The organism is Streptomyces sp. NPDC057616, assembly GCF_042800575.1.
In the GTDB taxonomy this organism is placed as follows: domain Bacteria; phylum Actinomycetota; class Actinomycetes; order Streptomycetales; family Streptomycetaceae; genus Streptomyces.
The window spans coordinates 133330-153455 of record NZ_JBHVGU010000011.1 but is presented as its reverse complement, the minus strand read 5'-3'; the positions used below and the strand labels follow the sequence as shown (position 1 = coordinate 153455).

21 protein-coding genes are annotated in these 20126 nt (G+C 73.7%); 11 read left to right on the top strand and 10 right to left on the bottom strand.

What is annotated here, in order from left to right; all coding sequences use genetic code 11:
• Positions 1–37 precede the first annotated feature (37 nt).
• Both ACFU97_RS16205 and ACFU97_RS16200 read left to right on the top strand, forming a co-directional pair.
• Positions 38–793, top strand: a complete 756-nt coding sequence (locus tag ACFU97_RS16205; RefSeq protein WP_384256323.1) for an ANTAR domain-containing protein — start codon at positions 38–40, stop codon at positions 791–793.
• On the top strand, positions 790–1557 hold the full coding sequence (locus ACFU97_RS16200) for a GAF domain-containing protein (protein ID WP_384256321.1): 768 nt from the start codon (positions 790–792) through the stop codon (positions 1555–1557). The genes ACFU97_RS16205 and ACFU97_RS16200 overlap by 4 nt, the downstream gene beginning before the upstream one ends.
• 32 nt (positions 1558–1589) lie before the next feature.
• Here ACFU97_RS16200 and ACFU97_RS16195 read toward each other — a convergent pair whose 3' ends face one another.
• From ACFU97_RS16195 to ACFU97_RS16185, 3 genes are read right to left on the bottom strand one after another with little or no spacing between them, the layout of a single operon-like run.
• On the bottom strand, positions 1590–2060 hold the full coding sequence (locus ACFU97_RS16195) for a DUF5994 family protein (RefSeq protein ID WP_384256319.1): 471 nt from the start codon (positions 2058–2060) through the stop codon (positions 1590–1592).
• Positions 2030–2467, bottom strand: coding sequence for a DUF5994 family protein (locus ACFU97_RS16190; protein WP_384256316.1), 438 nt, complete (start codon positions 2465–2467; stop codon positions 2030–2032). Before ACFU97_RS16190 ends, ACFU97_RS16195 begins: the two co-directional genes overlap by 31 nt.
• A gap of 44 nt (positions 2468–2511) precedes the next feature.
• The gene (locus ACFU97_RS16185) at positions 2512–3510 is read right to left on the bottom strand and encodes an acyl-CoA desaturase (RefSeq protein ID WP_384256314.1); all 999 of its coding nucleotides are present in this window, start codon (positions 3508–3510) and stop codon (positions 2512–2514) included.
• 360 nt (positions 3511–3870) lie between these two features.
• Here ACFU97_RS16185 and ACFU97_RS16180 point away from each other — a divergent pair, with 360 nt between their 5' ends.
• Together ACFU97_RS16180 and ACFU97_RS16175 are read left to right on the top strand one after the other, a co-directional pair.
• Positions 3871–4215 (top strand): hypothetical protein, encoded by a 345-nt coding sequence (locus tag ACFU97_RS16180; RefSeq protein ID WP_384256311.1) that lies wholly within the window; start codon positions 3871–3873, stop codon positions 4213–4215.
• Positions 4216–4773: 558 nt separating this feature from the next.
• Positions 4774–5223 carry a DUF5994 family protein gene (locus ACFU97_RS16175; RefSeq protein WP_384256309.1) on the top strand — a complete coding sequence of 150 codons (450 nt, stop codon included), beginning with the start codon at positions 4774–4776 and terminating at the stop codon, positions 5221–5223.
• Between the two features lie 22 nt (positions 5224–5245).
• On the opposite strand, the gene ACFU97_RS16170 is transcribed toward ACFU97_RS16175, so the two are convergent.
• On the bottom strand, positions 5246–5779 hold the full coding sequence (locus tag ACFU97_RS16170) for a hypothetical protein (protein WP_384256307.1): 534 nt from the start codon (positions 5777–5779) through the stop codon (positions 5246–5248).
• Between the two features lie 415 nt (positions 5780–6194).
• Between ACFU97_RS16170 and ACFU97_RS16165 the strand changes: the two genes are divergently transcribed.
• Both ACFU97_RS16165 and ACFU97_RS16160 read left to right on the top strand, forming a co-directional pair.
• Positions 6195–6692 (top strand): hypothetical protein, encoded by a 498-nt coding sequence (locus ACFU97_RS16165; RefSeq protein ID WP_384256304.1) that lies wholly within the window; start codon positions 6195–6197, stop codon positions 6690–6692.
• A 22-nt stretch (positions 6693–6714) separates the two neighbouring features.
• On the top strand, positions 6715–8733 hold the full coding sequence (locus tag ACFU97_RS16160; protein ID WP_384256302.1) for a copper resistance CopC/CopD family protein: 2019 nt from the start codon (positions 6715–6717) through the stop codon (positions 8731–8733).
• Positions 8734–8827: 94 nt separating this feature from the next.
• Here ACFU97_RS16160 and ACFU97_RS16155 read toward each other — a convergent pair whose 3' ends face one another.
• Positions 8828–9550 carry a DUF1775 domain-containing protein gene (locus ACFU97_RS16155; protein ID WP_384256299.1) on the bottom strand — a complete coding sequence of 241 codons (723 nt, stop codon included), beginning with the start codon at positions 9548–9550 and terminating at the stop codon, positions 8828–8830.
• A 972-nt stretch (positions 9551–10522) separates the two neighbouring features.
• Here ACFU97_RS16155 and ACFU97_RS16150 point away from each other — a divergent pair.
• Positions 10523–11575, top strand: coding sequence for a cation diffusion facilitator family transporter (locus ACFU97_RS16150; RefSeq protein ID WP_384256296.1), 1053 nt, complete (start codon positions 10523–10525; stop codon positions 11573–11575).
• A 375-nt stretch (positions 11576–11950) separates the two neighbouring features.
• The gene (locus ACFU97_RS16145; protein ID WP_384256294.1) at positions 11951–12289 is read left to right on the top strand and encodes a putative quinol monooxygenase; all 339 of its coding nucleotides are present in this window, start codon (positions 11951–11953) and stop codon (positions 12287–12289) included.
• Positions 12290–12304: 15 nt separating this feature from the next.
• Here the strand turns inward: ACFU97_RS16145 and ACFU97_RS16140 are convergent, their stop codons facing one another.
• The 4 genes from ACFU97_RS16140 to ACFU97_RS16125 all read right to left on the bottom strand — a co-directional run bounded on the left by ACFU97_RS16140 (position 12305) and on the right by ACFU97_RS16125 (position 16971).
• Positions 12305–13135 (bottom strand): alpha/beta fold hydrolase, encoded by an 831-nt coding sequence (locus ACFU97_RS16140; RefSeq protein ID WP_384256291.1) that lies wholly within the window; start codon positions 13133–13135, stop codon positions 12305–12307.
• A gap of 127 nt (positions 13136–13262) precedes the next feature.
• Entirely contained in the window at positions 13263–14156 is an 894-nt protein-coding gene (locus ACFU97_RS16135; RefSeq protein ID WP_384256289.1) for an MBL fold metallo-hydrolase, read from the bottom strand.
• Between the two features lie 764 nt (positions 14157–14920).
• A complete protein-coding gene (locus ACFU97_RS16130; RefSeq protein ID WP_384256542.1) occupies positions 14921–16078 on the bottom strand; it encodes an MFS transporter in 1158 nt (385 codons plus the stop codon).
• Between the two features lie 56 nt (positions 16079–16134).
• Complete coding sequence (locus ACFU97_RS16125) at positions 16135–16971, bottom strand: undecaprenyl-diphosphate phosphatase (RefSeq protein ID WP_384256286.1); 837 nt, start codon at positions 16969–16971, stop codon at positions 16135–16137.
• A 98-nt stretch (positions 16972–17069) separates the two neighbouring features.
• Here ACFU97_RS16125 and ACFU97_RS16120 point away from each other — a divergent pair, with 98 nt between their 5' ends.
• Together ACFU97_RS16120 and ACFU97_RS16115 are read left to right on the top strand one after the other, a co-directional pair.
• Positions 17070–17459 (top strand): BlaI/MecI/CopY family transcriptional regulator, encoded by a 390-nt coding sequence (locus ACFU97_RS16120; RefSeq protein ID WP_384256284.1) that lies wholly within the window; start codon positions 17070–17072, stop codon positions 17457–17459.
• Positions 17460–17514: 55 nt separating this feature from the next.
• Complete coding sequence (locus ACFU97_RS16115; RefSeq protein ID WP_384256281.1) at positions 17515–18456, top strand: M56 family metallopeptidase; 942 nt, start codon at positions 17515–17517, stop codon at positions 18454–18456.
• Positions 18457–18525: 69 nt separating this feature from the next.
• Here ACFU97_RS16115 and ACFU97_RS16110 read toward each other — a convergent pair whose 3' ends face one another.
• Positions 18526–19296 carry an SDR family NAD(P)-dependent oxidoreductase gene (locus ACFU97_RS16110; protein WP_384256279.1) on the bottom strand — a complete coding sequence of 257 codons (771 nt, stop codon included), beginning with the start codon at positions 19294–19296 and terminating at the stop codon, positions 18526–18528.
• 176 nt (positions 19297–19472) lie between these two features.
• Between ACFU97_RS16110 and ACFU97_RS16105 the strand changes: the two genes are divergently transcribed.
• Positions 19473–20105 (top strand): TetR/AcrR family transcriptional regulator, encoded by a 633-nt coding sequence (locus ACFU97_RS16105; protein WP_384256276.1) that lies wholly within the window; start codon positions 19473–19475, stop codon positions 20103–20105.
• Positions 20106–20126 lie beyond the last annotated feature (21 nt).

Here is a 20126-nt window from a genome sequence, read left to right as displayed (position 1 = left end):
CCTTCACGGAGCCCGGCCCCCGGCAGAATCGAGCACCATGATCAGCTACGGCATGGCCGAGGTGCTGCGCCGGCTGCGCCTCGACGCGCCCGGTGATCCGACGCCCGCCTGGGCGCGCGTCCTCGGCGCCGAGGGTGTCGCGCTGTCGCTGCTCGTCGGCGCCGAGCGGGCGCCCGAGCCGCTGTGGTGCCATCCCGAGCTGAGCGCGCGGTTCGAGGAGCTCCAGTTCACACTGGGCGAGGGCCCGGGTCCGGACGCGATCCGCACCGGCTCGCCCGTCCTGGAGCCGGACCTGGACCGGGTGCGCCCCGAGCGCTGGCCCGCGCTGCTGCCCTCCGCGGCGAAGCTGGGTGTGCACGGTGTCTGCTGCTTCCCGCTCGGCATCGGCGCCATCCGGGTCGGCGTACTGACCGTGCTGTGCGAGGGGGAGCGGCGGATGGGCGCGCAGCAGTACACGGACGCCGGCGCCCTGGCGGCCGCGCTGACGGGCGCGTTCCTGGGCGGGGACCTGCACCGCAACGGGGGCGGTTCGGCGCTCGGTATTCCGGAGCCACCGTCGGTGCTGCACCGCCCGGCCGTGCACCAGGCCACGGGCATGATCAGCGTCAGGCTCGGCGTGTCCATGCAGGAAGCGCTCCTGCGCCTGCGCGCCCACGCCTACGGCAGCGAACGCCCCCTCGGCGAAGTGGCCCAGGACGTGGTCAGCCGCAGGCTCCGCCTCAACGACGACTTCGACGGCGATTTCGACGACGATGGAAGCGGGCCCAGTTCGCCCGACGGAGGAAAGGGATGATCGGCATGGCCCGCGAACGACGTCTGGCCGAGATCTTCGTGGAGGTCGCGGACTCCCTGGTCGACGACTTCGACGTGATCGACCTGCTGCAACGGCTGTCCACGCGCTGCGTCGAGCTGCTCGCCGTGTCGGCGGCCGGCATCCTCCTCGCGGACGCGCACGGCGAACTGCAGATCATCGCCGCCTCGGACGAACACACCCGGCTGCTGGAGCTGTTCGCACTCCAGCAGGACCAGGGCCCGTGCGTGGAGTGCTACCGCACCGGCAACGCCCGCACCAACATCGACCTGACGCGCCCGGAGACGACCATGGCCTGGCCGCGCTTCGCCGCCCGCGCCCGCGAGACGGGGTACGTGGCCACCCATGCCATCCCCCTGCGCCTGCGCAACCGGGTCGTCGGCGCGCTCAACCTCTTCCAGACCACCCCGCAGCGCCTCGGCGACGACGACATCGCGCTCGCCCGCGCCCTCGCCGACGTGGCCACCATCGCGATCCTGCAGCAGCGCACCCTGGAACAGTCGCACGTCGAGAACAGCCAGCTGGAGACCGCGCTGACCAGCCGCATCCTGATCGAACAGGTCAAGGGTGTCCTGGCGGAGCGCTGGAACTCCTCCGTCGACGACGCCTTCGCCGCGTTCCGCTCGTACGCCCGCGCCCGCCACCTGCGCCTGTCGGAGCTGGCGACACAGATCATCTCGGGCGACTTCGACACCACGGACATCCCGCCGCCGGCGGCGGACCGGGCCGGGGACCAACGCGCCTGATCGCGCTCACATGACGGTGCCGGTGTCGATGCTCACATGACGGTGCCGGTGTCGATGAGGATCTGCGCGGCCTGTGCCAGGTTGTCGGCGCGTACCGCTTCGGCCATCGCGGCGCGTGCCGCCTCGAGCGTCGTGTCCGGTGGGACCACGAGAAGGGAGAAGTGGTCCGCCTCGCCCAGGGTGACCAGGACGGTGTCGTCGCCGACCGGGAAGGAGTCGAGGCGGACGACACGGCCGTCGACGACCAGCCGCGTCGGCAGCGCGTCCCAGGCGACGGCGTCCAGCCCGACCCGTGTGACCGGGCCCAGCAAGCCGGTCAGGGCGGTGAGCAGGGCGGGAAGCTCGGTGGCGATGTCACGGGAGCGCGGCCACCACGCCCCGTCGAGAACACCCTGCCGGTCAGCTGTCATCTCCAGCCGTACGACGGCCGTACCGGGCTTCACCACCCGGTGGACGGCGTCCGGGAGCGGGGTCACACCGGGGGAATCGGATCCGGCGCCCATGGCGAACCTCCCTCGACGTCGTGCGCCGCGGCCGCCATGAGCGGTTCCGCGGCCTCCTCGGTCGTGTCCGGGGGCACGACCAGCAGGTCCCAGCGCCCCCGGCCGGGAGCGAGCAGGACGACGGTGTGCGGGGCGGACGCGGCCAGGTTCCTGCGCAGCCGTACGACCTGGTTGGCTACGAGCATCCGGCCGGCCGTCATGGGCCAGGCCGCGCCGTTGACGGTGACGCTGGTGACATGACCCCACTCCCGCGGCAATCCGGCCAGCAGGCGTGGGAGTTCGACGATCAGGTCGTAGGAGCGCGGCCACCACGCCCCGTCGATGGAGCGGGGCATGCCGACGTGGGGTGCCAGGCGCAGGCGCAGGACGGGATGAGAGGGAAGCGGGGGTTGCAGTGCGGCGGTCATGAGGGGCTCCTGTCGACTGCCGTGCGTGAGTGGGCGGTTGACTTTCAAGCGCGGCGGGCCGCGACCCGGTCCGGCGTCGGCCAGCGGACGTCGTGCACCCAGCCGAGGCGTTCGAGGAGGCGGATGACTGCGGCCGACGGGTCGATCTGACCGCGGTCGACGCCGTGCCGGGCGCTGGTGGGGTCGGCGTGGTGGAGGTTGTGCCAGCTCTCGCCGAAGGAGAGCAGGGCCAGCGGCCACAGGTTGGTGGCCCGGTCGTGGCGCCGGGTGCGGAACGGGCGCTCGCCGATCATGTGGCACAGCGAGTTGACGCTCCAGGTGACGTGGTGGAGCAGGGCGATGCGGACAAGTCCCGCCCACAGCAGGGCTGTCACGCCGTACACCCAGCTGCCGCCGATCGCCCAGCCCGCCGCGAAGGGCAGGGCGAGGGTGAGGACGCACAGCAGAGGGAAGGCGCGGGACACGGCGCGGATGTCGCGGTCGGCGAGCAGGTCCGGGGCATAACGCTCGGCGGGCGTGTGGTCGTTGCGGAACAGCCAGCCGACATGGGCGTGCACCAGACCGCGCAACTGGCCGCGCAGGTGCGTGCCGTAGCGGTACGGGGAGTGCGGGTCACCGGGGCGGTCGGTGAAGGCGTGGTGGCGGCGGTGGGTGGCGACCCAGCCGATGACGTCGCCCTGGAAGCTCATCGAACCGGCCACGGCCAACGCGATCCGTACGGGGCGGACGGCCCGGTAGCCGCCATGCGTGAGTCCGCGGTGGAAGCCGACCGTGACACCGAGGCCCGTGATCGTGTAGAGGACAGCGGCGAGCACGATGTCGGTGGGGTGGATCAGACGGCCCCACAACAGCCAGCCGGCGAGGCCGAGGGCTACGAAGGGCAGGACGACGATCACCGCGGTCACGGCCACGTACAGTCGCTCCCCACCCTCGCGCGCGGGCACCGGAGCGTCCGGTGGGAAGGGGGAGGTGCCGTCGTAGGCCCGAAGCGGCGGGGTGTCCGGCGGAATTGCCGTGGCAGGCGTGACGGGACTGGCTGACATGGACGGGGCTCCTGCCCTCGATGAGGCCGCATTGACGGAGGTGCGGCCGGGGTCACGGGCTGCCCCTGGAAGGAGTGGTGTGCTGAAGACGACCTGTCGGGCTGGCACGACACACCCTCGTTGTCCTCACCCTACTCCTCGTGCGGGGGGACGCCCGGACACCGCTGGTCAGCGTCCTGCGGCAGGTGCGCCGGGGCCGGCGGCGCGTTGACACCCACCGTCGCCGGACGTTGACTGGCAGAACGGCGCAGGGCCGGAAAAGGGCAGGCCGGATCTCCGGAAGCCCACAGCAGACCGTCGAGAAGGCGAACGGCGTCTTCGGGCGGTACCCCCATCCCCAGGGAAGCGGTACACACGACGATGTACGACCAGACACGCGCCCAGCAGCCCGCGGACCGGCCCCCGGTCCCGGGCGAACGCCGTGCCACGGGTCCGGAGCCGCTGCTCCCCTCGGACGGCCGGGAGGAGATCGCGCGCCTCCTCGGACATGCCGTCAACACCTTCGCGGACAGTCCGCGCGAGGCGCTGGAGGAGGCCGAGGGCGCGTTCGACGCAGCCGCCGCCCAGTTGGTGAACGCCCTCGCGGAGCGGCGGCGGTCGCTGCGCGAGGGCTGGGCGGACCTCGACCCCGAGACGCAGTCCACCGAATTGAGGTTCGCGCTGCGGGAGTACCGGGAGCTCACCGGGCGGCTGCTGCGCGCATAGGCGGCCACGGGATGGGCGGCGGGCGCGGTACCGGAGCGTCTCCCGGCACCGCGGTGTCCGGCGGCCGCCGCCGGTCACCCGGACCAGGGCGGCGGCCGTCGGGGCTCCCCGCGCGGCCCCTCCCCCCTCCTGGGCGCGCGATTCGGGAGCCGGGTGCCCCGCGTCGGACCATGCGGCGGCACCGCGGGAGATGACCGCGCCGGTCTCGCGACGAAGGGAAGAGACGGGGTGCGCACAGGGACGGCCGGAACGGGCGGGGGCGCCGACTGCTCTGCGGAGGCCGGGAATCGGTCCTTGCCCGGGGCGTTCACGGGGCACGGGCAGCGTCGGGGCTGCCGAACTGTGTGCGTTCGCCGCGGGATCCCGCGGACGGCCGAACACCGTAACCCTACGTGCACCCGGCCCGGGAGAGAACCCTCCCGCGCGCCCCGCTCGCCTGGCCGTGGGGCGGAGTAGCGTGGACGCACCGGGAGTCGCCCATACGCCGGCCCTCCGCCGACGTCGTTCTCGGCGCACCATGACGCCGGTCCGCCGCGGACCGGGGACAGGGACCGCGACATGAACGCGTCCACCGGTCGACGCGCCCGGCACCACCGGGAGGATCTCTCTCCGCCGCTCCCGGCCCGGCTCACCCTGCGCCCACCCACCTTTCCGCCCGGCCCGGTGAACGGCGCCTGGTGGCCCCGCTCCGACGACCTGGCGGCCGAACTGCCCGCACTCGTCGACGCGTTCGACACATCCTGGGGCCGGGTGACGCGGATGGCCGCACACCGCGGCGTCTGGCGCGATGCGCCGTGCGATCTGCCCGTCGCAGGTCACACCGTGCGGGCCGCGTGGTACGCGTCCGGCTTCGACCCGCACGCCGTCCGGCTCTTCGCCCACGGCGTCGGGCGCCGTGACCTGCTGGTCGTCCCGCCCGGGACGGAGGAGGCCACGGCGGAGCGGCTGATGAGCGCCGCGGCCGACCCCGCGCACCACCTCACCGCGAGCGCTCTGCTGGCCCTGTGACGGCCGGCGTCGTCCACCGCCCTCAGACGAGCACCAGCAGGCAGCGGGAAGTGAAACGCGCCGGCCCGGCGGCAGCGGCCGGAAGGCTGCGCCAGCCCCAGGACAGCAGCGCCCGGTAGGTGTCCGCGTCGGCGCGGTCCACCAGGGTGAGTCCGAGGGCGCCCGTGTGGTCGCCGAGCAGCCGCTTCTGCAGACGCCGCGCGAGGTTCCACTCCCGGCTCTGGTCCTGGGTACGCACCCGGTGCTCGACGAGGATGTCGGCAATCGCGAAGAACCTCTCCGCCGCGGCGAGCCGGAACAGCCCCTCCGGAAGGTACGCGTCGCCCCGCCACCAGGGCCCGTCGGCGCGCAGCGGAAAGCCGTAGGCACATGCCGTGATCGCCGTCGCGCCCGACGGGCCGAGGGCCTCGGCCACGAGCAGTTCGAACCCCGGGCGCCGCACACAGCCCGCGAGCCGCTGCCGGAAGGCGAAGCGCCGGTCCTGGTCCGCCGGGTCGTACAGGACTCCCCGCTCGCACGACGAGGTGTGCGCGTACAACTCGCCGAGCTCCCCCATCCGGTCATCGACCTGCCGCCGCGTCAGCGGCCGGATGAGCTCACCCTCCTGAGGCGATGGTCCCGGCCGCCGCGGCCGTGACTCATCGGGAAGGGTTCGGTGGTGGCCGTGTGGCGCGGAACCGGTGATCGCCGGGTGGGCCTGGATGTGCACGGTCATGGGACGAACCTTGCTCCGGGCCGGACGGGGTCCGGTCCGGCGTCGTCGTTCGCCGAGAACGGCACAGGCTCCTGGGCCGGCACGCGGGGAACCCTCGGTGCCTTCGAGCCTACGCCCGCCGTGGCGGCTGACGGGGCGTTGGGCTGCTGGGCAGCTCAGGCGGTACGGATGAACACCCGCCGCCGTTCACGCGTACCTTTTGCCGACCGTCTGTCCGCCGCACGGGCAGCCCCCGCCCGGATACGGAGCCAGCGACGTGCCCCAGCCGCAGCAGCGTTCCCGCACCCTTCCCCCCGCCCGTCTGGTTCGTGGCGCTGCCGTCGCCGGAAGTCTTGCCCTGCTTCCCCTGACCGCGGCCTGCGGCGGCGGTCAGGACGAGGCGTCCGCCGAGCGCAAGTCGTCGCGGACGCGCGGCATTTCCGCCGTGCAGGCCGGAGTCGTGGCGCCCGCGAAGGTCGAGGTCATCGCCACGCTGACGGGCTGCAAGGCCAAGATCCGCATCGAGGCGGCGGAACTGCGCCAGGGCGTCTGCCACACCGAGAAGGCCGACTACCTCGTCACCACGTTCCCCGACGACGAGCTCAAGCAGACCTGGCTCGACTCCGCCGCCGCGTACCGGGCCGACTTCCTGGTGGGCCCCCGCTGGGTGATCAGCGCCCAGCGCGACCGGCTGGAACGGTTCCGTACCAAGACCGGCGGTGAGCTTGTCAGTATGTCGGGCATGGGGCCCCGGCCTGCCCCGAGTTCGTCCTGACGCCGACCCGGAAACGTCCTCCATGCGCAAAGGCTCACCCACCGTACGGAAGCCGCTGACCGCCCTGACGCTGGTCGCCGCCGTGATCGCCCTGCTGCTGGGCGGAGCGGGCGCCGCCTCCGCACACGCCAGCCTGACCGGCTCCGACCCCGCGGACGGCTCCGTCGTCAGGACGGCGCCGAAGCAGGTCACCCTGACCTTCAGCGAGTCCGTCACCTTCCCCGACGGCGCGCTGCGGGTGCTGTCACCGGACAACGAGCGCGTGAACCCGCGCGGGCCCGAGCACGCGGACGGCAAGGGCAACACCGCCCGGGTCGCGCTCCAGGGCAAGCTGGTCCAGGGCACGTACACGGTGGCCTGGCGCGCCATCTCCGCCGACAGCCACCCGATCTCGGGCGCCTTCACCTTCTCCGTCGGCAAGCCCTCCGAGACCACTGCCGTGGTGTCCACCGGCACACCGGACGACACGGCGGCCAGCCACCTCTACGACTTCTTCCGCTACGGCGCCTACAGCGGACTCGCGCTCCTCGTCGGCGTCACCGCGTTCGTCCTCCTGTGCTGGCCGGACGCGGGCGGCGGCCGGGCGGTGCGCAGGCTGCTGACGGCGGGCTGGGCGGCGTTGCTGGCGTCCACCGTGGCCCTGCTGCTGCTGCGCGGCCCGTACGAGTCGGGCGGCTCGCCGATGTCCGCGTTCGACCTGTCGCTGCTCGGCCGGACCGTCACGGGCAGGCCGTCGGTGGCGCTGCTCGCCCGGCTGGTGCTGCTGGCGGGCGCGGCCGTGCTGCTGAAGCGGCCGGGCGGCGGAGGCGGGCGGTCCTGGGCGGCCGGTGTCCGTGGCCGTGTCACCGGTGCGCTGTTCGCCGTCGGCCTGGCGGTGACCTGGGCCGTCGCCGAACACGCCTCCGCGGGCGCCCAGGTGGCGCTCGCCATTCCGGTCGCCGTGCTGCACCTGCTGGCCATGGCCGTGTGGATGGGTGGGCTGGTCACGCTGCTGGTCCTGCTGCGCGGGCGCGCGTCCGGCATCGAGAGCCACGGGTCCGGGAGCTCCCGGTCCGAGAGCGACGGGTCCGAGAGCGACGGGTCCGAGAACCCCGCATCCGAGACCCCCGCGTCCGCGCTCCCCGCCTCCGCGATCGCGCGGTTCTCGACCGTCGCGTTCCGTGCCGTGGTCGTGCTGGTCGGCACCGGCGTGTACCAGTCCTGGCGTCAGGTCGGCTCCTGGTCGGAGCTGTCGACGACGTCGTACGGCAGAACCCTCACCCTCAAGCTCGCCGCCGTGATCCTGGTGCTGACGGCGGCGGCCTTCTCCCGCCAGTGGACCGCGCGCCTGCTCGGCAGCGCATCGGCGACGACGACCCCGGAGGAGGAGCAGGGGCAGCACGAGCCGGAGCGCGTGCGGGTGAAGCAGACCGTCGGAGGGGCGGCCGTGTCGGACACGACCGTTTCGGGGACGGCCGGCGCCTCCGGGAAGGGGGGCGAGGGCGCTGCGGGTGCAGGGACCGTGGAAACCGGACCCGATTCCGAGGCCGGGCACCGTCGCAGCCTGCGTCGCACCGTCGCCGCCGAAGCCGTGCTCGGTGTCGTCGTCCTGGCCATCACCACCGTGCTCACCGGCACCCAGCCGAGCCGCGCCGAGGCCGCCGTGAGCGCGTCCGCAGCCGCGGCGCAGGCGCCCGAGGCGAAGGTCGTCATGGTCCCGTTCGACCTCGGCGGGACCAAGGGGCACGGCTCGGTGCAGATCACCCTGTCCCCGGGACGCGTCGGCGACAACACGGTCCAGGCCATCGTGTTCGCGGGCGACGGCGGCATCTCCACCGTCCCCGAACTCCGCCTCACCCTCACCCAGCGCGCCCAGGACATCGGCCCGCTGGACGCCAAGCTCAAGGACCAGAAGGGGTATTGGGCCTCGTACGACCTGCGTCTGCCGCTGCCCGGCGTGTGGACCATGAAGCTCACGGTGCGCACGACCGACATCGACCAGGTGACGGTGTCGAAGACCGTGACCGTGACGGACCTGCCGGGCCGGCCCGCCACCTCCTGACACGCTCGCGGTCGCACGCGATCCCGCGGCCGCACGCGATCCGGCAACGGGGGTGGTGTGCCGAGGGGCAGCCCCTCGGCACACCGGCGAGCGCTCAGTCCCGCGTCGAGGCGGCGCGGCGCCTGGTCAGCCACCACGCGCCGCCGCCGAGCACGAGCAGCGCCGCGAGGACACCGCCGGCGATCAGGCCGGCCGACGGACCCGGGTCCTCCTCGTCGGCGGCGTCCGCGGGCCGGGGCAGGGACGCCTCCGCGGTCGGCGGGGCGACGCTCGGGCTCGGGCTCGCGGCGGTCGGGCTCGGGGACAGGGACGCCGCACCGGCCGCCGCCGCCTTCAGCTTCAGCACCGGGGCCGGCTGCTCCGGCTCCGGACCGCCGTCGGGCAGCTCGATCCAGCGCGAGACCTTGCCGTCGCTGTAGGTCTCGACGGTCCTGAACGCCAGCTCCTTCGCGTTCGGGAGCTGCCTGACCTTGATCGAGTGCTCGGCGTCCACGCCGGGCTCGAGCGCGGGTCCGGCGACCGTGTAGCCGTCGCCCGCCGCGGTCAGCTTCCAGCCCTTGGGCGCGTGGTCGAGCGTCACGTCAGCGGGCGCGATGCCCTCGGGCAGGACGACCCGGAGCTTGGTGAAGCCCCCGGAGGAGGACTCCGCTTCCGACACGAAGGTGAGCGTCACGTCGGTCGCGAGAGCCCGCGGGGTGTCGGCCTCGACCTCCGCGTGCGCGAAGGCCGGTGGGACGAGGGCGAGGACGGCCGTCACGCAGAGGGCGCCGACGACGGCGATACGGCGGCCCGTTCGGGCCGGTCGACGGATGGGCACAGGGGGACTCCTTGCTGGAACGGGAAGGACCGGACCCGGGCATGCCGGGGCCGGCAGGGGGTCGGAGGTGCTTCCCGTTCGGTGGGCCTCTGCGCACCACCGTGTGCTCCAGTACGAGGTCCCGCAGCCGACCGGGCCCGTACTGCTGGGCGGTTGGGGAGCCGGGCCGGCGGGGTGTCGCGCGGGCCGGTGCGAGGACGGAGCGCGGCAGGACCACGGCCATGGCCGACGCGGTGGCCCGGGCCAGGGCGCGGAGGAGGCCGAGGGCGCCGGTCACGCACGTGTCGGCCCGGTGCAGGAGCCAGGCGACGAGCAGTGCGGTGAGGGTGTGCGTGATCGTCATGGCCGGGCCGGCGTGGTGCCAGGCGTGTCCGTCACCCGCCGTGGCGGCGGCCATGTGCCCGGCGTGCCGGGCGCCCTGCGGCATCCCTCCGGCCGGTTCGCCGCCGGCCGTTTCGCCGCCGGCCGTGGCGGACAGCGTGACGTGCAGGACGCCCTGGACCGCGAGCGTGCACACGACCGTCGCCACGAGGGGGTGGCGGCGCCGCGCCAGCGGCCACACGACCGCGAACTGCGACACCACCAGCAGTCCGACCAGACGCCACGGCACCCTGCCCTCGGCGATCGCGTGATGCCCGAACGTCGCGAGCAGCGTGCCGAGCACGGCGAAGAGACCGGCCCGCACGCACGCCCCCGCGTGGCCGGCCCGGCCCGCACCGGCACGGCTTCCGCGCCCGCGCTCCGTCATGTCCTCACCGTGGCATCGGGCGGGCGGCGGACGTGGGCGTTCACGCCGTCGTATACGTCGGGTGGGGAGAGGGTGTTCACGGTCGGCTGCGGATGTGGCATTTTTGCAGGTCAGAGGCGCGTTAACGGAGATGACAACGGTCACCGGTGCAGCCTTTGGCGATTGCCCTCCCGATGCGTTTCACTGCGCTCGGAGGATCCGTCGCGAGGGGGAGGACGTAGGGCATGAGCGATCACGACCACGGCCACGATTCCGGGCACGATCACGGCTCCGGCGGGCACGGGCACGGCGCCGGCGGGCACGCCGGGCATGCCCACGGGGTGGCGGCGGACGCCGACCGGCGCTGGCTCGGGATCGCGCTCACCCTCATCACCGTCTTCATGGCGGGCGAGGTCACCGTCGGCATCATCGCCAGCTCCCTGGCCCTGATCTCCGACGCGGCGCACATGCTGACCGACGCCGCGTCCATCGTGCTCGCGCTGATCGCGATGCGGCTCGCCGCGCGCCCGGCCCGCGGCGGCTTCACCTACGGCCTCAAGCGCGCGGAGATCCTCTCGGCGCAGGCCAACGGCCTGACCCTGCTGCTGCTCGGTGCGTGGCTGGCGTACGAGGCGGTGCGCCGGCTGATCTCGCCGCCGCAGGTGGAGGGCGGGCTGATGCTGGCCACCGCGCTCGCCGGCATCGCCGTGAACCTCGTCGCCACCTGGTGCCTGTCCAGGGCGAACCGCACCTCCCTCAACGTCGAGGGTGCCTACCAGCACATCCTCAACGACCTGTTCGCCTTCATCGGCACCGCGATCGCCGCCCTGGTCGTCGTGGTGACCGGCTTCGACCGCGCCGACCCCATCGCCACCCTCGTGGTCGTCGTCCTGATGGTGAAGGCCGGGTACGGGCTGCTGCGCGAGTCCGGCCGCATCTTCCTGGAGGCCGCACCCGCCGGCATGGACCCCGACCAGGTGGGCGACCTCCTGGTCGCGCAGCCGGCCGTGGTCGAGGTCCACGACCTGCACGTCTGGCAGATCACCTCCGGCCAGTCCGCCCTCTCCGCACACGTCCTGGTCGAGCCCGGCGGCGACTGCCACGCCGTCCGCCGCGACCTGGAGAAGCTCCTCGAGCACGAGTACGGCATCACCCACACCACCCTCCAGGTCGACCACCTCGGCGAGGAGGCCGGATCGGCACAGCTGCTGCAGATCGCCGCGCCGACCCCCGACACGGGCGACCACTGCGACGACGCCCACGGCCCCGTCCACCGCCCGGGCCCGCACGAGCACTGACCGCCGGCGCACGCACGCCCGCCGTTCGCCCCTCGTCTGCGTGCGCGGCGCCGGCTGCTTCAGCGGGTGCGTCCCGGCATGCTGGCCCGGCTCATGCCGAGGCGTTCCGCGGCCTGGACCACCGTGGTACCCGGTTCGGTGAGGCAACGGACGATCTCGTCGTCGACTTCGTCGGCGAGGGCGGCGCGACCCGGGACGGGGTGCGGATGCTGCGCCGGGCGGGCGACTACCAGGTGGTCGGCTACGGCGAGAACGTCGACGGACCGACCATCGACATCATCTCGCCAGGACGCGCTGGACGGCCTTGACGCCGGCCGGGTCCGCGGACGCGCGATCCTGGTGTCCTGACCCGACCGGACCCACCGAGGAGCCCACATGATCTTCATCACCGCGAAGTTCCGCGTCCGCCCCGAGCACGCGGACCAGTGGCCGCAGATCTCGGCCGCCTTCACCGAGGCGACCCGCGCCGAGCCCGGCTGCCTCTGGTTCGACTGGTCCCGCAGCCTCGACGACCCGGCCGAGTACGTCCTCGTGGAGGCCTTCCGCGACGACGAGGCGGGCGCGGCCCACGTCCGGTCCGACCACTTCCTGACCGCCCGCAAGACCCTGCCCCCCTACCTCGCTCAGACCCCGCGCATCGTCAACACGACCGTCGAGCAGGAGGGCTGGTCGGAGCTGGGGGAGATGGCCGTGCCGGATCAGGGCCAGGGCTGACCCGGCAGGCGCCGCTCAGGACTGCAGGAACGCCAGGATGTCCGGGTTGAGGACGTCCGGGTCGGTGGAGAGCATCCCGTGCGGGAGGCCTTCGTACGTCTTGAGGGTGGCGTTCTTGAGGAGTGCGGCCGACAGGGGTGCCGAGTCCTCGTACGGGACGACCTGGTCGTCGGTCCCGTGGCAGACGAGGACCGGCACGTCGATCTGCTTGAGGTCCTCGGTGAAGTCGGTCTCGGAGAACGCCTTGATGCACTCGTAGTGGGCGTTGGCCGCGCCCGTCATGCCCTGGCGCCACCAGTTGTCGATCAGGCCCTGCGAGACCTTCGCGCCGGGGCGGTTGAAGCCGTAGAACGGACCGGAGGGGACGTCGATGTAGAACTGGGCGCGGTTGGCGGCGAGGGCCTCGCGGAAGGCGTCGAAGGTCTCGATGGGCAGGCCGCCCGGGTTGGACTCCGACTTGACCATGACGGGCGGCACGGCGCCGACCAGCACCGCCTTCGCGACGCGGCCCGGCTTGGCGCGGGCGACGTAGCGGGCGACCTCGCCGCCGCCCGTGGAGTGGCCGATGTGGCAGGCGTCCTTGAGGTCGAGCGCGTCCGTGAGCGCGATGACGTCGGCGGCGTACGTGTCCATGTCGTGGCCGGTGGCCGGCTGGCTCGAGCGGCCGTGCCCACGGCGGTCGTGGGCGATGACGCGGTAGCCGTGCGCGAGGAAGAACAACATCTGGTTGTCCCAGTCGTCGGCGCTCAGTGGCCAGCCGTGGTGGAAGACGATCGGGCGGCCGTCGCGCGGCCCCCAGTCCTTGTAGAAGATGGTGGTGCCGTCGTCGGTGGTGACTGTACCCATCGCAGATCCTCCGCTTCGCCCGGACATGCCCCGGCGCCGGGAGTGCGGGGGCACACGGGAGTGACGAATTCACGCCCTGAGGCGCGGCCTGAAGTACCCGGCCCAGATTACGCGGGAGGCGTGCGGGTCACATCCGCAGACGGTAGGAGCCCCCGTCCGCGACCACGTGGCCGGCCGTGGGCGGCGGGAAGTGCGTGCCCAGGACCAGGGTGTCCGTGCCGGCCAGCGCGCCGAGCAGGGTGCGGCGGGACCGCTCGGACTGCTCCGGGTCGATGTCCACGCAGGAGCCGATGCCGGGGTGCGCGAACTGGACGGGGTGGTGGATGCAGTCGCCCGTGATCAGCGCCCGTCCGCCGTCGCCGCCGGTCAGTTCCACGGCGATGTGGCCCGGGGTGTGGCCGGGGGTCGGCAACAGGCGTACGCCGGGGGTCAGTTCGGTGCCGCCGGGGGCGACGTCCACGAGGTCCAGCAGCCCCGCCGCCTCGACCGGGACCACCGAGTCGTCGAACATCTGCCGCCGTGCCTCGTCCATGGCCCGGCCCGCCCAGAAGGCGCGCTCGGTACGGGAGGTGACGTAGCGGGCGTTGGGGAAGGTGGGGACCCACGCGCCGTCCACCTCGCGGGTGTTCCAGCCGACGTGGTCGGTGTGCAGATGGGTCAGGATCACCAGGTCCACGGCGTCCGGGGGGAACCCGGCGGCGGTGAGGTGGTCGAGGTAGCCGGTCCGCAGGTCGTGCCAGGCCGGGTTGGCCCGGGTCTTGCCGTTGCCGATGCCGGTGTCGACGAGGACGCGCAGACCGCCCGCCTCGAAGGCGAAGCTGTGGCTGTCGAGGAGCAGGGTGCCGGAGCCGTCGGCGAAGTGGGGGCGCAGCCAGTCCTGCCGGAGCACGACGTCGGCGGTGGCTGCGGGCAGTAGCCAGGGTCCGGTCTCGGGCGGCAGAGGCGTCTCGTCGACCCGACACACGACACTGCTGCCGACGGTCCAGGAGGGGGTGGGGGTGGGGGTGGGGGCGCTGGGCATGGAACCGATTCTCCCCAGGAACCCGCTCTCCACCGAACCGGCGGACGCTTCGGGCGAGTTGCAGGGGGGACGGCGCGAGCGGCGGACGGTGTCCTGGCGAGGGTGCGGGCGCGGGCAGGGTGCGGGTGCGGGTGCGGGCGCCGGCAGGGTGCCTATGCTCGCCGGGGTCCGGCTCCACCGCGAACCGACGGACGCTCCAGGCGAGTTGCGGGGCGTGCTGCGCCAGCGGCGGACGGTCTCCCGGCGAGGGTGGGGGCGCGGGGGCCGGCATGGGCCCGATGGTCGCGGGGCCGGCTCCACCCCGAACCGGCCGCCACCTCGGCGAGCTGCGCGGGCGTGCTGCGCCAGCGGCGTAGGGCCTGCCGGCCAGGGCGCGGGCGCCGGCAGGGGGCAGATGCTCGCCGGACTCCGGCTCCACGCGAACCGGCCGACCCCGCGGCGAGTTGTTGCCGCGTGCTGCGCCGGCGGCGTGCGGCCTCTCGGCGAGGGTGAGGGTGCCGGCATGGCGGCGATGCTCGCCGGACTCCGGCTCCACCGCGAACCGGCCGACCCCGCAGCGAGTTGTTGCCGCGTACTGCGCCGGCGGCGTGCGGCCTCTCGGCGAGGGTGAGGGTGCCGGCATGGCGGCGATGCTCGCCGGACTCTCGCGCCACAACGAACGGGCGGTGGACCGCCGAGTTGCACGGGCGTGCTGCGCCGGCGGTGTGCGGTCTCCCGGTGAGGGTGCGGGGCCGGCAGGGGCCGATGGTCGTCGGGGTTTCGCTCTACGTCGAACCGGGCGGTCGTTCCGGTGAGTTGCGGCGGCGGCGGATCAGGGACAGCAGTGGGCCCGCGGCGATGAGGGCGGCCAGGGTGGCGTAGCCGTGGGTGAGCGTCGTGGCCGTCGCCACGGCGGCGACGAGGAGCGGGCCGCCCGCGTCGCCGAGTTCGCGGCCCAGTTCGGCGGCGCCCATCGTCTGGCCGAGGCGTTCCTGCGGGGTGGCGGAGGCGAGCGCGGCGAAGCCGAGGGGGGTGATCAGGCCCGTGCCGGCGCCGATGAGGGCGGCGCCCACGAGGATGCCGGTCAGACCGGGCAGCATGGCGCAGGCCAGACCCGCCGCCGTGATCAGCAGCCCCGCGGTCAGTCCGGAACGGGTGGTGACGCGCCCGGCGTCCAGCGCCCGGCCCGCCCGCGGCTGGACCACGGCCGCGCAGGCCGCGAGCAGCGACACCGCCGCGCCGGTCGCGACCGTGCCGAGCCCGGCGGTGCGGCCGGAGACCGGCAGGAAGCCGACGCCGACCGACAGCGCGGCGGTCGCCGCCGCGAGCGCGGACGTCGGGACGAGGAAGACCGGGTCGGCGAGGCGCCGGGCGAGGTCGAGGACCGTCTGCCGCGCCTTGGGGAGCGGCGGTACGGCCGGCACGGCGAGCGCGGCCCAGACGGCGACGGCGGCGCCGAGCACCGCGAGGACGGCGAACAGCAGCCGCAGGCCGCCGGCCCACACCAGGACACCGCCGAGCAGGGGGCCCAGCGTGTATCCGATCGACTTGTAGAAGCCGTAACTGCCGAACGCCCGCCCGTGCTTGGCGGCCGGGTTGAGCCGGGCGACCAGCGCCGAGGCCGAGGGTGAGAACGCGGAGGCCGCGGCGCCCTGGCCGAGCCGGGCGGCCCACAGCCAGCCCGGGCTGTCGGCGACGGCGTACAGCGCGGACGCCACGGCGAACGCGACGAGCCCGCCGAGCAGGACGGGCCGGGCGCCGACGCGGTCGGCGAGGGTGCCGAAGACCGGCTTGAGGAGCACCTCGGCGCCGTCGTACAGGGCGAGCAGCCCACCGAGCACGAGCAGCGAGGTGACGGCGCCCTCGGCGTCGGAGCCGAGGCTCGCGGCGATGCCGTGCGCGCCGAAGGCGGTGGTGAACCCGGCGGCGTAGAGGGGCCACATCTGCCCAGGCGGGGCCGCCCCCTCGGCGGCCCCCCGGCCTTCCCGGCCCTCCCCGCTCATGCGTTGAGCGCCCCCGCCGCCAGCAGCCCCAGCAGCGCCACCCCTACGACGATCCGGTAGACCACGAAGGCGTTGAAGGAGTGCTTGGCGACGTACTTCAGCAGCCAGGCGATGGAGGCGTAAGCGACCACGAACGAGACCGCCGTGCCGACCGCGAGCGGCGCGGCACCGACGCCGGCGCCCACGGCGTCCTTGAGCTCGTACAGGCCGGCGCCGGTAAGCGCCGGGATGCCGAGGAAGAACGACAGCCGGGTGGCCGCCACCCGGTCCAGGTCCAGGATCAGCGCGGTCGACATCGTGGCGCCCGAGCGGGAGAAGCCCGGGAACAGCAGCGCCAGGATCTGCGAACTGCCCACCAGCATCGCGTCCTTGAAGGTGGTGTCGTCCTCACCGCGCTTGTGCCGGCCCATCTGGTCGGCCGCCCACATCACGCCCGACCCGACGATCAGCGAGGCCGCCACCACCCACAGCGAGGCCAGCGGCCCCTCGATCAGCGGCTTGGCGGCGAGGCCCACGAGCACGATCGGGATCGTGGCGTAGATGACCCACCAGGCGAACTTGTAGTCGTGGTGGTGGCGCTCCTCCTTGTTGGCGATGCCACGCCCCCAGGCGGAGACGATCCGCACGATGTCCTTGAAGAAGTACACGAGCACGGCGGCGATCGCGCCGACCTGGATGACGGCCGTGAAGCCGACCACCGAGGTGTCGTCCACGGGGATGCCCATCAGCCCCTCGGTGATCTTCAGATGCCCGGTCGAGGAGACGGGCAGGAACTCGGTCACCCCCTCGACGACGCCGAGGACGACGGCTTGACCGATGCTGATGGCACTCATGGGCGATCCAATGGCACACTCGGGGAGGCGGGAGCTTTTACACGACCGTAGAAGTTCCACACGACTGTAGAAGATGGACCGGAGAACCTCAAAATCCCATGTCGGCCGACACACACGGACGGGGCCCGAAACGGGCGAACGGCGTCCGCGAGACCCAGATCCTCGGCCTGCTGCAGCAGGCGGACGCCGCGCTGACCCCGGGCGAGGTGACCGAACTCCTCGGCGGCGAGCTGACGTACAGCAGCGTGGTGACGATCCTCACCCGTATGCACACCAAGGGCGTGCTCCGGCGCAGCGCGCGCGGGCGGGCGTTCGCCTACGCCCCCGTCACCGACGATGCCGGGTTCGCCGCCCGGCGTATGCGTACAGTTCTCGAGGAGCGGTCCGACCGGGAGGCCGTCCTCGCCCGTTTCGCGGACGAGCTGTCCGACCGCGACGCCGACCTGCTGCGCCAGCTGCTCGACCCCGGCCAGCACCCCGGACAGTAGGAGCGGTCCGGACGGGCGCGGTGGTCCGGACAGGAGAAACAGGAAGGCCCGCCGGATGCGTATCGCCGTCTACGTGCCGCTGCTGCTCTCGCTGCTCGCCCCGTTCGGCGCGCGGCCGCTGTCCGAGCGCTGCGAGCCCCGCCTGGCGACCTGGCTGCTCACCGTCTCGTCGCTGGTCCTGGGCGCGGCGAGCACGATCTCCCTGGGGCTGCTGGCCGTCACCGGCCTGATCCGCTTCCCGCTGCTGGCCGGGCTCGGCCACTGGTCCGCGCAGAGCGCCCAGCGCGACAGTCCGACCGAGCTGTCGATCGCCCTCGCGGCGGGGCTGCTGCTCGGCGGCGCGGTGCTCGCGGCCGCCCGTATGCTCTGGCGCCGCGCCCGCACACTGGCCGCCGCGGCGGTGGACGCCGCCTGCATGCCCGAGCGCGACGGCCTGGTCGTGGTGGAGGACGAGGCCCCGGACGCCTACGCGCTGCCCGGCCTGCCCGGCCGGATCGTGGTCTCCACCGGCATGCTGCACACCCTGGACGAGGCCGAGCACGGCATCCTGCTCGCGCACGAGCGGGCCCATCTGGCCTGTCACCACTACGTCTTCGTCGCCCTGGCGCAGCTCGGCGCCGCCGCGAACCCGCTGATGCGGCCGCTGGCCACCGCCGTGACGTACACGATCGAGCGCTGGGCCGACGAGCGGGCGGCGGCCGGCTCCGGCGACCGCAAGCAGGTCGCCCGCACCGTCGGCAAGGCCGCCCTGGCGGCCGGGCGCACCCCGGTCCGCGCGCGGGCCACGGGCGCCGCCCTGGGCATCCTCGGCCGCCGCAACCCGCTGGCGACGGCGGGCCCCGTACCGCGCCGCGTCGCCGCCCTCCTCGCGCCTCCGCTGCGGCACCACCCCGTCCTCGCCGCCGCCACCGCCGCCGTCCTGGCGGCGGCGACCCTGGCCACCGCCGAGGCGGCGCACGACCTGCACGCGCTGCTGGAGGGTGTCGGGGCCGGCTGACGCGGCCGCCCGCCGCCGCACGGCGACGCGGTCCGGCGGACGAGCCGGGGGCACGGGCGGCGGCACGCGCTACGCGGCGATGACGGCGACACCCGTCCTGCCTCCGTCGACGTCCACCACGGTGCCGTGCACGAAGGCGGCCTCGTCACTGGCCAGCCAGAGCACGGCGTGGGCGATGGCGTCCGGGGTGCCGACCTCGCCGGCCGGGGTGCCCTTCATCATGACCTCGCCGGGGTGGGGCTCGGTGCCCTCCGGGGACGGGGGCAGGATCACGCCCGGCGAGACGGCGTTCACGCGCACGCCCAGCGGGCCGAACTCCGCGGCCCAGGCGCGGGTGAGCGTCTCCATGGCGCCCTTGGTGGAGCTGTAGAGCGCGCCGAGCGGTACGCCGAGACGCGCGATCCAGGAGCCGAGGTTGACGACCACGCCGCCGCCGGCCTCCGCCATGGCCGGGACGACGGCCGCGGTGAGGAAGAAGGGCGCCTTGACGTTGACGCCGTAGACCTGGTCGAAGGTCTTCTCGTCGGTGCCGGCGGTGCCGGGGGCCGGGTAGATGCCGGCGTTGTTCACCAGGATGTCGATCCGGCCGCCCAGCGTCGCGCGGGCCCGCTCGGCGAGGTCGCGGGACGCCTCCTCGCTGCCGTCGAGGTCGGCGACGAGGAAGTCGGCGCGACCGCCGGCCGACCGGATTCCCTCGACGACCCGGGTGCCGCGTTCGCGGTTGCGCCCGGACACCACGACGTGGGCCCCCTCGGCCGCGAACGCCTCGGCGATCGCCTGGCCGATGTTGCTGGTCGAGCCTGTGACCAGCGCCGTCTTGTTCCGCAGTCGTTCACTCATGGCGTGCTCTCCCTTATCCGCTGTGCCGTCCGTTACGCCGTCCGCTCCGCCGTGCCGGGGAGGATGCGGCCCACTGTGCGCCGCGAAAAATGGACCGGCAAGTCCAGAATGGGCGGCGGGGCGGCTAGGCTGGACCCGCCGGTCCATTCACGTCCATTCACCTGCTGGGAGGCGCCATGGCGGAGGCACTGACCGCGAAGGGGCGGGCCACGCGGGCCCGTATCGTCGCCGGGGCGGCCGAGGTGCTGCGCGAGCAGGGGGTCGCCTTCGCGACGCTCGACGACATCCGCGACCGGACCGGCACGAGCAAGAGCCAGCTCTTCCACTACTTCCCCGAGGGCAAGGACGAACTGCTGCTGGCGGTGGCGCGGTTCGAGGCGGACCGCGTCCTGGAGGACCAGCAGCCGCATCTGGGGCGGCTGGACTCGTGGGAGTCCTGGCAGCGGTGGCGGGACGTGGTCGTCGAGCGCTACGAACGCCACGGCGACCACTGCCCGTTGGGCTCCCTGTTCCTCCAGGTCGGACGCTCCCGCCCCGGCGCGCGGGCGATCGTGACGGAGCTGATGCGGCAGTGGCAGCGGCAGCTCGCCGACGGCATCCGCGCCCTGGCCGCGAACGGCCTGGTGCCCGCCACCCTCGACGCGGACCGCACGGCCGCGGCCCTGCTGGCCGGCATCCAGGGCGGCGTCACCATCATGATGTCGACCGGCGACTCGACCCATCTGAAGGCCGCACTCGACACGGGGATCGAGCATCTTCGGGTGATGGGGGCCGGGGTGGGGGCGCGGGCGTCGGGGGTTCGGGCCTGACGCGAGGGCACGCTCCGGCCG